This is a genomic window from Devosia sp. (assembly GCF_030689745.1).
Classification (GTDB): Bacteria; Pseudomonadota; Alphaproteobacteria; order Rhizobiales; family Devosiaceae; genus Devosia; species Devosia alba.
Genome location: NZ_JAUYGL010000014.1, coordinates 26,137 through 37,519, shown reverse-complemented (window position 1 = coordinate 37,519; position 11,383 = coordinate 26,137). Strand labels below are relative to the sequence as shown.

Below are 11,383 nucleotides of genomic sequence, written 5' to 3'. Positions count from 1 at the left end.
ATGATCCCTGAAATCCTGGGCAAGGTTGGGCAGATCGACATCCTCTACTGCAATGCGGGAACCTATATCGGCGGCGACATCACCGAGACCACGCCCGAGGCCATCGACAATATGCTCAACCTCAACGTCAACGCGGTCATGAAGAATGTTCATGCCGTTGTGCCGCATATGAGCGCGCGCAAGACGGGCGATATCGTCGTAACCTGCTCCATTGCCGGTCACTTCCCGACCTATTGGGAGCCCGTCTATTCGGGGTCCAAATGGGCCATAACCAGCTTTGTGCAGGGAATGCGGCGCCAGATGATTCCGCATGGCGTGCGCGTATCGCAGGTCTCGCCAGGCCCGGTCATCTCGGCGCTGCTGGCCGATTGGCCAGAGGAAAACCTGCGCAAGGCCAAGGAAAGCGGCAGCCTGATCGACCCTGAAGAGGTTGCCGACGCCGTCGTCTACATGCTGACGCGTAAGCGGACGGTAACGATCCGCGACATGATCGTGCTGCCGACCAATTTCGATCGCGTCTGACACGATCTTCACAACACGGAGAGTGACCTTGGCCCAGTATCTGATCGGCGTTGATGTTGGCACCGGCTCGGCCCGAGCCGGCGTCTTCGATGCTGCCGGTCGGATGCTGGCCACAGCCAAGCGCGCCGTGATCATGCACCGCCAGGATGGCGGCATCTCCGAGCAGTCGAGTGCGCAAATCTGGGATGCCGTCTGTACCAGCGTGCGTGAATGCGTCGTCGCCGCGAAGATTGACCCTGTCGATGTTGTCGGCATCGGGTTTGACGCGACCTGTTCGCTGGTGGTGATTGGCCCCCAAGGAGCAGGTCTTCCTGTGGGCGATCCATCTCATCCTGACCGCAATGTAATCGTTTGGATGGATCATCGTGCACTTGAGCAGGCGGAACGCATCAACGAGCAGGGCCACGATGTCCTAAAATATGTCGGCGGTCGCATTTCCCCTGAAATGGAAACGCCAAAGCTTCTATGGCTGCGCGAACATCGGCCAGACGTCTATGCACGAGCCGAGCATTTCTTTGACCTCACCGATTTTTTGACCTGGAAGGCCAGCGGCGCGCTGGATCGTTCGGCCTGCACGGTGACCTGTAAATGGACCTATCTCGCCCATGAACAGCGCTGGGATCCCAGCTACTTCCGCCAGATCGGTCTGGGTGATCTGGCAGATGACGGTTTTGCCCGAATTGGACAGAGTGTCGTTCACCCGGGATCGTCTCTGGCCCAGGGACTGACCAGCCAAGCCGCGGCGGCCTTTGGTCTGCGTCCCCACACATCCGTCGCTGCGGGATTGATCGATGCCCATGCCGGTGGCGTCGGCACTGTGGCGGCAGGCGGCAACGCTACCCGGGCGCTGGGCTATGTGTTCGGTACCTCGTCCTGCACAATGACCACGACGCGCGAGCCGGCCTTCGTGCCTGGTGTCTGGGGGCCCTATTATTCCGCTATGATCCCGGGCGCCTGGCTGAATGAAGGAGGCCAATCTGCGGCCGGCGCTGCTATCGACCAGTTGGTCCAGTTGCATTCGGCCACCACCCAGGCCCAAGGGTTGGCGGCGGCCGCGGGCAAATCCTTGCCACAATGGCTTGCCGATCGGGCACTGGAGCTGGCCGGTGGCGCCAGCGCGTCCGTCGCTCTGCTCCATGACCTGCATGTCGTTCCAGAATTCATGGGCAATCGCGCGCCCTTCGCCGATCCGCATGCGCGCGCTGTCATCATGGGGCAAGGCATGGAAACGGGAGAGGATTCTCTGGTTGCGCTCTATGTCGCCGGGATTTGCAGCCTCGGCTATGGACTGCGCCAGATCATCGAGACGCAGGCCGATCACGGTGCGCCCGTCCAGACCATTAGTGTCAGCGGTGGCGCCGGCGCGCATCCGCTGACGCGACAGATTCTGGCAGACGCCACGGGCCTGCCGATAGACGTGACCGAATGCGAAGAGCCGGTACTGCTTGGTTCGGCAATGCTTGGCGCCGTCGCGTCCGGAGTATTTCCGACGCTACAAGCGGCAATGGCGGCAATGTCCCGCATTGCGATCACCTGCACGCCCGATCCCAAATCACGCGCCCTTCAGGACGCGCGCTATGCGGCGTTCCTGCTGTTGCAGAAAACGGCGCGCGACATCCGCCAAACGATGACGACACATCTGAACTGACGTCCCCACCATTTCATCCCAGCGAGACATCATGCAATTTTCCGGCAAGACCATCATCATCACCGGCGCTGGCAAGGGCATCGGCCGCGCCACGGCGCAGTTGCTTGCCGCGCGGGGCGCCGACATTATCGCCATGAGCCGTACGCAATCGGACCTCGACAGCCTGCGCGCTGAGATCGGCGGCCGCTCCATAAGGGTCGACCTGGCCGATGTCGCTGCGACCCGCGCGGCAATGGTCGAGGCCGGCACCAGCGATTTCCTTGTCAACAGCGCCGGCGTCAACGTCCTCGAAAGTGTCACGGGGATGACGGAAGCCGGGTACGAGGCAGTGCTCGGTATCAACCTGCGCGCTGCCCTGATAACCAGCCAGGAATTTGCCCGGGCACGCATCGCCGCCGGCGGCGGCGGCGCCATCGTCAACATCACCTCGATTGCCGGTCACCGCGGCTTCCAGGATCATCTCTGCTACGCCGCGTCCAAGGCAGGGCTGGAGGGCGCCAGTCGCGTTCTGGCCAAGGAACTCGGGCCCCATGGCATTCGTGTCAACTGCGTCGCGCCGACCATAACCTTGACGGAACTGGCCGCCGAAGCCTGGAGCGACCCGGCAAAGAGCGCGCCGATGATGGTGCGCCATCCGCTGAACCGTTTCGCAATAGCCCAAGAAGTGGCGCAAAGCATCGCGCTGCTGCTGTCCGATGACGGCCGTATGATCACGGGAACTGTCCTGCCGGTTGACGGTGGTTTCCTCGCGGTCTGATTAGACCACCTTTCCCCTGGCGATCCTGTTACGCCTCTCTGTGGAGTTCGACCATGACCAAAGTGCGCGCCCTCGTTCTTGAACGCCAGCACGAGCTGGCCCTGCGCGACATCGACCTGCCGCTCGATGTCGGGCCAGGCATGGTCGGGATCTCCATTCATACGGTGGGCGTGTGCGGTTCGGACGTGCATTACTATACCCATGGCAAGATCGGTCCCTTTGTGGTGGAGGCGCCCATGGTGCTGGGGCATGAGGCGGCCGGCACGATCAGTGCCGTCGGCGCCGGCGTCACCCATCTCATGGTCGGTGACCGGGTCTGCATGGAGCCGGGCATTCCCGATGCCAATTCGCGGGCCAGCCGGCTGGGCATGTACAATGTCGATCCGGCCGTCAGCTTCTGGGCGACGCCGCCGGTGCATGGCGTGCTGACTGCCGAGGTGGTGCATCCGGCCAATTATACCTTCAAGCTGCCCGACCATGTCAGCTTTGCCGAGGGCGCCATGGTGGAGCCGTTTGCGGTGGGGATGCAGGCTGCCAGCAAGGCGCGGATCGCGCCGGGCGATACGGCCGTTGTGCTGGGGGCGGGGCCGATCGGCACCATGGTTGCCCTGGCGGCGCTTGCGGGGGGCTGCGCGCGCGTCATGGTGGCCGATCTGGCCCAGCCCAAGCTCGACATTGCGGCGCAATACCAGGGCATCATCCCCGTCAATATCCGGGACAAGAACGTGGTCGAGGAAGTCGCCCGGCTTACCGAGGGCTGGGGGGCCGATGTGGTGTTTGAATGTTCCGGATCCCCGCAGGCCTGGAAGACCATCATGGAGCTGCCACGCCCGGGGGGAACCATTGTGGTGGTCGGCTTGCCGGTTGAGCCGGTGGCGGTCGATATTGCTGGCGCCTCGATCAAGGAGCTGCGGATCGAGAATGTGTTTCGCTATGCCCACCAATATGACCGGGCGATCGCGCTTATTGCCTCGGGCAAGGTCGATCTCAAGCCGCTGATTTCGGCGACCTTCGCCTTTGAAGACAGCGTCAAGGCGTTTGACCGGGCGGTGGAAGCGCGGCCCGATGATGTCAAAATCCAGATCAGAATGCCTGAGTGAAGGGCTGTCGAACCGGTGGAGGAGGGCGGCTGTTGGCGATCCTGCCTGCAGCTCGAGCCAGAAATGCTCGTTTGGCCGGTCGCGCTCCTACTCTTCCCCAGAGCCCGGCAACGGCAGGTTCTCGATGGTGCTGACCACCAAAGGACATAGGCAAGCATTGCGGCAGCTAGATCCCATTTTCGCCTGCCTTTGCTTGGACAGCCGAAAGTGCCGTCCTTTCCCATCCCGGTAGTGATCGTTTTCGTAGTCCGCCGTCCGCTCTTAGAGTCTGGCGTATAGTGCACGAATGGCAGAAAAGGGGCGCAAATTTGCCTCGTTATCACCCAAGGCGCTTCGCCGGTAAGATGTCTGGGTTGATCAACGCGGGTGCCGCCTAGTTCAGGCGGCGGGCGTATGAACTGGTCGACACGGCCAGAAGGATGATGCCGCCAACGAGGATTTGGCGCACGTAGCTGTCGACGCTGAGCTGGGTCAGGCCATTGTCCAACACTCCCAGCACCAGCACCCCAACGATCGTATAGAGCAGGCGGGGCTCCCCATGTTCGCTCAGCGTCGAGCCCAAAAACACCGCAGCGATGGCATTGAGCATCAGCCCGCTGCCCTGGGTGGGATTGGAGGAGGCGACGCGGCTGGCATACATAATGCCCGCAAGGGCCGCCGTGCCGCCGGTGAGCGAGAAGGCGATCAGCTTGAGCCGGCGCACCGCGACGCCGCTGAGATGGGCCGCCTCGATATTGCCGCCGATGGCATAGAGTCTGCGCCCGAACGTCGTCTGCTCCAGCAGCACCCAGACGAGCGCCACCACGACAATGGCCACGATGGTCAGGTTGGGCAGGCTGACGGCGACGCCGCCCCAATCGCCCAAGGCAATGCCCTCGCGGGCAAAATTGCCGAAGCTTTCGGGAATGGCGCGCCCGGAGATGGTCTTGCCACCGCTAACCACGAAGGCTACGCCGGAAAGCATGGTGAGGGTCGCCAGCGTTGCGACGAATGGCAATATACCGACGAAGCTGATCAGCAGGCCATTGACCGCGCCTCCCGCCAACCCGACCAGCAGGGCCACAGAGACGGCGGCCCAGATCGGATAGTCGAACGTGAACAGGATTGCCGCGACGATGCCGGCAAGACTGGCCATCGAACCGACCGACAGGTCGAAGTCGCCCATCACCATGACGATGGTCATGCCGGAGGCGACGACGATCAGCATCGACATCTGCTGGGAAATGTTGAGCCAGTTGCGGGCTGTCATGAACGTGTCGGGCAGGCTGACCCAGAAAAAGATCAGAATGGCGGCAAAGCCGACCAGAGTGCCGTAGCGCCGGAGGAGGGTGAGCATGGATCTATCCTGTGGCGCGGCCATAGCAGAGGTTGAGCAGGCGTTCTTCGTCGAGGCCCCTGGCCGCGACGATATCGGTGACGGCGCCGTCGCGCATCACGGCGATGCGGTCGGCCATGCCGATCAGTTCGGGCAGGTCGGACGATACCAGCACCACGCCCATGCCCCGCGCCGCCATGTCGCGGATGAGCGAATAGATGTCGAACTTGGCCCCGACATCGACGCCCCGCGTCGGCTCGTCGAGCAGCAGCAGGCGCGGCTTGCCCAGCAGGGCCTTGGCGAACACCACCTTCTGCTGGTTGCCGCCGCTGAGTTCGCGCACGCGCTGGCCGGGACCCGATGCCTTGAGGCGCACCAGCTCGCCCTGCTGCGCCGAAACGCGCTTTTCGCGCCATGGCGTCAGCCAGATCTTCCAACTGCTCTGGGCGGCGAGATGGGGCAGGGTGATGTTTTCAAAGATCGGGCGCGAGGTGATCAGTCCCTCTGACCGCCGCTCGCGCGGGATATAGCCCACGCCGGCGCGCCAGGCATCGGCGGGGCTCCTGGGGCGGTAGCGTTCGCCAGCCAAAGTGATCGAACCGCCATGGCTGGGCAGGTCGCCGAACAGCGTGCGCAAGAGATTGCGCTGCCCGGCATTGGCGATGCCGGCAATCCCCAGCACCTCGCCGGCCCGCACGGCAAAGGACATCCGGCCGCCGCCACGAACAGCCAGGTCCTTGGCGCTCAGCACCGTGTCCGCGCCGGGCGCCACGAGGGCCGGTGGATAGGCCTCTTCCACCTTGCGGCCGATCATCAGGGTGACCAGGTCATCGTGGGTGATGTCGGCGATCCGGCCGGTATCGATGCTGCGCCCGTCGCGCACCACGGTGGCCATGTCGCAGATCGCCATCACCTCGTCGAGGCGGTGGGAGACATAAAGCACCGAGGCGCCGCTGCCGCGCAGCTCGCGCAAGACGCTGAACAGGCGCTCGGATTCGCTGCGATTGAGCGCCGCGGTCGGCTCGTCGAGCACGTAGAGCCGGGCAGGCGCGCCATCCTCGCCGATAAAGGCGCTCGAAATGCGCACCAGCATCTGGTCGCCAAGGCTGAGACTGCCCTGCGACCGGGACGGGTCGATATGGCAGATCCCGAGCCGGGACAGCGTGTCGCGCGCGGCCAGGTTCAGCCTGCGCCAGTCGACGAACAGCCCGCCGCGCATCGGATAGGTCCGGCCCATGAAGATGTTCTCGGCCACCGACAGGGCCGGCACGACGTTGAATTCCTGGTGGATGAAGCGCAGGCCCAGGCGATGGGCCTGGCGCGGGCTGCCGATCTCGACGCGGTGTTCGTCGATGCGGATATCGGCCGTGTCGGGATGGACCACGCCGGCCAGGATCTTGATCAGGGTGGACTTGCCGGCGCCGTTCTCGCCCATCAGCGCATGGATTTCCCCCGGCGCAATGCTGAGGTCGACGCCTTTGAGCGCCGGCACCCCGCCATAGGCCTTGGTCACGTCTTTGAGGGAGAGAAGGGTCATAGGCTTGTCCGAGCCGGCGGGCGCACCCGCCAGCAATGGTCGATGGGCGGCTTACTCTGCGGCGTTGGACGCGGTGATCAGCTGGGTCGGCACATAAATCGAGCCCTGCTTAATCTCCTCGGCAGCCAGCACGCGGGCGACGACATCGGCTGCCGTGGCGCCGATACCCTTGAAATCCTGCGCCACGCTGGCTTCGAAATTGCCACCGGCGGCAATCGCTTCGCGCGCCTGCGGATTGGCGTCGATACCTGTGATGACAATGCCTTCGCCACCCCGACCCGCCGCTTCGATCGCCTGAAGCGCGCCGAGCGCCGGCTGGTCCCAGGCGGCCCACACCGCCTTGACGCTGCCCGGCTCGGGATTTGCGGCGAGGATCGCTTCCATCTTGGCGCGGCTGTCGGCAATGCCGCCGTCGGACACGTCAGGCGTGACATGGTCGAGAATGGTGATGTCGGGGAAGTTGCCGAACACCGCATCGGCCACCACGCCGCGCACCTGCACCGGCGGGAAAGCCTCGAACACGAACATCACCACATTACCCGCCCCATCGATGCGGTCGGCAACGTAGGTGGCCGTTTCGGCGGCCATGGCATAGCCGTTGGAGGTGATATTGGTCACCAGCAGCGGATCGGCACCGGCGTCCATGCCGATCACCGGGATGCCGGCGTCCTTGGCGGACTGCAGGCCCGCGGTTACCTGGGTCGGATCGACATTGATGACGATGGCATCGACATTCTGCGTGACCATGTCCTCGATGCGGCTGATCACGGCGGCGACGTCACCGGCTGTGTCGATGACATTGACGTCCCAGTCCTTGCCCTCTGCGGCAGCCTCGAAGGCCTCCACATAAAACTGCGTGCCCGGCTGCGACAGATAGGGCGTGATCACAGCAATCTTGGATTGCGCCACGGCAGCCGTGGCGGAAAAGCCGGTCGCGAGCAGCGCGGTACCGGCGAGAAGGGCACGAATGGCCCGGGCGTGACGTGTCATGTGATGTGTTCCCCTGCTGTGGCGGTTGCAACCCTGCCACTGGTTTTCTTTTTCCCGCAGCCACCTTATTGAAGAGGTCAGGGGACGGCTAGAGATTTTGGGAGCGTGGGCGTGGCAAAAATCACCCTGATCGGGTTGGACGTGGGCACCACCGCGACCAAGGCCGTGCTCATTGATGACGAGGGCCGGCGCCTGGCCGGTTTCGTGCATCATCATCCCACCAGCCGGCCGCATCCGGGGCATGCCGAACAGGATCCCCAGCACTGGATGGATGGGGTGCTCGGCGCTTTGCAGCACTTCGCCCAGGGCCATGATCTCGGCGGCCTTGCGGCCATCGGCATTTGCAGCCAGGTCAACACACATGTCTTCGTAGATGCCGCCGGAGCGCCACTGCTGCCGGCCATCATCTGGCAGGACGGGCGCGCGGCTCCCGATGCGGCAGCGCTCGAAGCCCAGACCAACGCCGCGCAGAAGACGGCCTGGTTTGGGGCGCCGATGCCGATCGATGCGAGCCACGCCCTGTCGCGCATGGCTCATGTCCGCCGCGTCTGGCCCGAGCTTTACGCGCGCACCGCGCATGTGCTGCTGCCCAAGGATTACAGCGTCCTGCAGCTGACCGGGATGGTGCTGGCCGATACGATCGCCGCGGTGGGCCTCGTCGATGCCGGGGGCTACATCGCCGACCTGCTGGCCCTTGCACCGGGCGCGGCTGCTCGCCTGCCGCCGCTGGCCGGCATCACCACCGTCGCCGGCCGGGTCAAGCCCGGGCTGCCCTGTGCCGGCACGCCCGTGGTGATCGGCACCATGGACGCCTGGGGCGGCATGTTCGGAGTCGGCGTCGTGGCCGATGGCGACGCCATGTACCAGAGCGGCACCAGCGAGATCGCCGGCCTCGTGTCCTCGACCATAGTGCCGACCGCCGGGGTCATCCTGTTCCCGTCTTACGCGGGCATTACCCTGCATGCCGCACCCACTCAGACCGGTGGCGCCGCCCTGGGCTGGTTTGCCCAGGTCCTCGGACGCTCGCCGGGCGACACCGCGGCGTTGGCCTTCGATGCCACGGGAACCATCCCCTTTTTCCTGCCGCATCTGCAGGGCGAACGAGCGCCGCTCTGGGACAGTGCCAGCCGTGGCGTCTTCGCGCGGCTCGACCCCAGCGCCGGGGCACCGGAAATGGCCCGTGCTGTGCTCGAGGGCATCGCCTTCTCGGTCCGCCTGGCTTTCGACGCGCTCAAACTGTCCGCTGCGGTCGATCCCGCCATCATCAATATCGGCGGCGGCGGCGCGGCCTCGGACGCCTGGTGCCAATTGCGAGCCGATGTCCTGGGCATCCCATTGCGCCGCTGCGCCATCCCGGAGGCCGCCGCCCTCGGCGCCGCGATTCTGGCCGGCCAGTCGCAGGACGCCGCCACGCCTCTGCCCGAGGTGGTGCGGCGACTCGTCCGCTTCGACCGCACCTTCAAACCCAACCTGGGGTTGTCCGCCCACTACACCGACCGCCTCGGCAAATATTCCGCCCTCTATCGAAACCTGCGCGCGTTCAACGCTCGCTTCTGACCGGCAGATGCCGTCTTACTGGAAACGCTAGGTATGGCCATGGCCGCCAATGGCAGCTTAAGGGAAATACCTGATATTGGTTGAAGGGCCGAAATGGGGCGCATTACCGAATGTCGACTACCGACCCGAGGATGTGTGAAAAATCACGGCCAGCCCATTCCACACCGGCGGAAGCGGAGCCATGGGGATAGGCTGCGCCGTAGCGGCATGGCGTTTAGAGGAGATATTTAGCCCTTGGCATTCTGCCGGCACAACGGGTTTGCTCTCGTCGAGGATCTCCTTGAGCAGATACAGCTCTGGCAGGGTGTCGACCAGCCGCCAGGCCGTCTCGGAATAGCGGCGGGCGCTAGACGAGAGCGCGGCGGGCGTTCAGATAGGTAAGGACGTCGGTTAATCCGGAGACGGTCTCGAGCTTGTCGACAGGCTTGCCGCCCAGGACAGCGTTGGGGTTGATCAGCCATTGCCGCAGGACCTTTGCGTCGCCGCCCACGATGGCGTCGAGCGACCGAAACAGGCGGATTAGCAACACGGCCAGCTCATAGGGTTTGCCCCTGTCGTCGAGCACAAAGACGCCTGCCTTCATTTGCGAAACAGTAGGTCGCTGGCGCCGATCACCGCGGCCAGACGCTTGGTGGTCAGACCCATAGCTGGTGATCAACATGGTCGTGGCTGGCATCCGGGCCGCTGCCCATCGTCACCATCGTCCAGGTCGCCGTGCCTACTATCGAAGCGCTGGTGGCCGGCTATGCCATGGACGGACGCTGTGCGGTCAGGGCCAGGAATCGGCGTGTCGGAGACCGCCGCTATTAGCGAGAGGGCGGAGACTGCGCTTGCCGCGGCCATTGCCTCGCCTGTTGTGATTATTGAGGCCCCTCAATAGCCAAGTCTTCGGATTTTGAACGCCCCATTCTGGCGAATTCTTCTGCTGTTGGCTTGTCGAACTCCCTTACCTCGCCAGAAGCCCACACCGCCGTCATACTGCTGGTGCCGCTTCCAGCTGATTGCTTTCGAGCGTACCGCCCGCCAGTCCTTGTCGAGGCATGCCCCATAGCTTTCGCTATCTCAACGGGAGACCAACCTGCTTTCTTTAGGTCTCCAGAAAAACAGTGACGAAGCGTGTAAGGGCTGATCGTAAGCGGCAACTTTGCACGCGCGGCCGCTCTTTTGATGTCGTCGCGTAACAAATCGGGGCTGCGGGAAAACAGCAAGTTGCCGCCGGCCTTTTTGACAAAGGTCAACAGCTTCGCGGAAAGGCTCCACCTGCGCGCATCATGTCTTTGCGCTCGCCGCTCGTGACCGGTGGTTTGGGTGTGCTTTACCCCATTGATGTGGATTTCCAGCCCGTGTTCACCAAAAGCCTTTAGAGCAACACCTTTGGCGATCTCTGCCGGACGCACACCCGCGATCGACAGCAGGAGTATTCCGACGACTCCGGCTTTCCCGGCCGCCGTAACAAGACGTTCCCGGAAATCGCCCTTCTTGCTTAATGCCTTGAGGCCAATCTTTTTACTTTTACCCTTTTGTGAGCGGGACTTTTTCCGTGTTTCAGCGGCTACGCTTTTGATCAACTCCGCGTAAACGCGGGCCTGATCCAGTCGCCAACCCAAATTGGTCTCACCGTGGGCCGAAGCTTCATCAATGCTGGTGATGCTCTCCGCCAAAGAGAACCTCAGGCGCCAAAGGATTGCAGCTTTTCTTTTGTAGAAAGTGCTGTTGGGTGCCGAACGGAGATAGGCGACGAAGTCATCATCGACGGCCTCGATGATGCGTCGGTAGTCAACCTGGGTGCTGGCAGCCAAGTCAAACTTCATGTCCTTAGTCTGGTCCAACATAAATTGGCGCAGCTCATTGAGCGTCATAAAACCCTCGGTGCCTGTCCCTGTGGAATCCAGATAACTCCAGATCTCAGGTTTTCAAGCTTCTCCGCACGTAAATCTGGTAGGACAAAATTCTCTGG

Annotated in this window: 10 protein-coding genes; 5 read left to right on the top strand and 5 right to left on the bottom strand. The window is 63.4% G+C overall.

Annotated features, from left to right (window positions below; translation table 11 throughout):
* From Q8O80_RS01395 to Q8O80_RS01380, 4 genes are all read left to right on the top strand, one after another.
* Positions 1-522 (top strand): SDR family oxidoreductase (locus Q8O80_RS01395; RefSeq protein WP_305576147.1); only part of this gene is annotated, 522 nt, incomplete at its 5' end.
* A gap of 28 nt (positions 523-550) precedes the next feature.
* Positions 551-2,170, top strand: a complete 1,620-nt coding sequence (locus Q8O80_RS01390; RefSeq protein ID WP_305576145.1) for an FGGY-family carbohydrate kinase — start codon at positions 551-553, stop codon at positions 2,168-2,170.
* 31 nt (positions 2,171-2,201) lie between these two features.
* Positions 2,202-2,927 (top strand): SDR family oxidoreductase, encoded by a 726-nt coding sequence (locus tag Q8O80_RS01385; protein WP_305576143.1) that lies wholly within the window; start codon positions 2,202-2,204, stop codon positions 2,925-2,927.
* Positions 2,928-2,980: 53 nt separating this feature from the next.
* A complete protein-coding gene (locus tag Q8O80_RS01380; protein WP_305576141.1) occupies positions 2,981-4,027 on the top strand; it encodes an NAD(P)-dependent alcohol dehydrogenase in 1,047 nt (348 codons plus the stop codon).
* 373 nt (positions 4,028-4,400) lie between these two features.
* Here the strand turns inward: Q8O80_RS01380 and Q8O80_RS01375 are convergent, their stop codons facing one another.
* Genes Q8O80_RS01375 through Q8O80_RS01365 form a run of 3 tightly spaced genes read right to left on the bottom strand, consistent with a single transcriptional unit; the run spans position 4,401 to position 7,869 of the window.
* A complete protein-coding gene (locus tag Q8O80_RS01375; protein ID WP_305576139.1) occupies positions 4,401-5,363 on the bottom strand; it encodes an ABC transporter permease in 963 nt (320 codons plus the stop codon).
* Between the two features lie 4 nt (positions 5,364-5,367).
* Entirely contained in the window at positions 5,368-6,879 is a 1,512-nt protein-coding gene (locus Q8O80_RS01370) for a sugar ABC transporter ATP-binding protein (RefSeq protein ID WP_305576137.1), read from the bottom strand.
* Between the two features lie 51 nt (positions 6,880-6,930).
* Positions 6,931-7,869, bottom strand: a complete 939-nt coding sequence (locus Q8O80_RS01365; RefSeq protein WP_305576135.1) for a substrate-binding domain-containing protein — start codon at positions 7,867-7,869, stop codon at positions 6,931-6,933.
* Between the two features lie 111 nt (positions 7,870-7,980).
* Between Q8O80_RS01365 and Q8O80_RS01360 the strand changes: the two genes are divergently transcribed.
* Positions 7,981-9,426: an FGGY-family carbohydrate kinase gene (locus Q8O80_RS01360; protein WP_305576131.1), complete on the top strand. Its 1,446-nt coding sequence runs from the start codon at positions 7,981-7,983 to the stop codon at positions 9,424-9,426.
* Positions 9,427-9,772: 346 nt separating this feature from the next.
* Here the strand turns inward: Q8O80_RS01360 and Q8O80_RS01350 are convergent, their stop codons facing one another.
* Together Q8O80_RS01350 and Q8O80_RS01345 are read right to left on the bottom strand one after the other, a co-directional pair.
* Complete coding sequence (locus Q8O80_RS01350; protein ID WP_305576129.1) at positions 9,773-10,009, bottom strand: MbcA/ParS/Xre antitoxin family protein; 237 nt, start codon at positions 10,007-10,009, stop codon at positions 9,773-9,775.
* A 277-nt stretch (positions 10,010-10,286) separates the two neighbouring features.
* The gene (locus Q8O80_RS01345; protein ID WP_305576127.1) at positions 10,287-11,285 is read right to left on the bottom strand and encodes a tyrosine-type recombinase/integrase; all 999 of its coding nucleotides are present in this window, start codon (positions 11,283-11,285) and stop codon (positions 10,287-10,289) included.
* Between the last annotated feature and the right edge of the window lie 98 nt (positions 11,286-11,383).

Coding starts and splice junctions, on each gene's coding strand:
- Q8O80_RS01385 (WP_305576143.1), top strand. CDS start 2,202: ATGCAATTTTCCGGCAAGACCATCATCATCACCGGCGCTGGCAAGGGC.
- Q8O80_RS01380 (WP_305576141.1), top strand. CDS start 2,981: ATGACCAAAGTGCGCGCCCTCGTTCTTGAACGCCAGCACGAGCTGGCC.
- Q8O80_RS01375 (WP_305576139.1), bottom strand. CDS start 5,363: ATGCTCACCCTCCTCCGGCGCTACGGCACTCTGGTCGGCTTTGCCGCC.
- Q8O80_RS01370 (WP_305576137.1), bottom strand. CDS start 6,879: ATGACCCTTCTCTCCCTCAAAGACGTGACCAAGGCCTATGGCGGGGTG.
- Q8O80_RS01365 (WP_305576135.1), bottom strand. CDS start 7,869: ATGACACGTCACGCCCGGGCCATTCGTGCCCTTCTCGCCGGTACCGCG.
- Q8O80_RS01350 (WP_305576129.1), bottom strand. CDS start 10,009: ATGAAGGCAGGCGTCTTTGTGCTCGACGACAGGGGCAAACCCTATGAG.
- Q8O80_RS01345 (WP_305576127.1), bottom strand. CDS start 11,285: ATGACGCTCAATGAGCTGCGCCAATTTATGTTGGACCAGACTAAGGAC.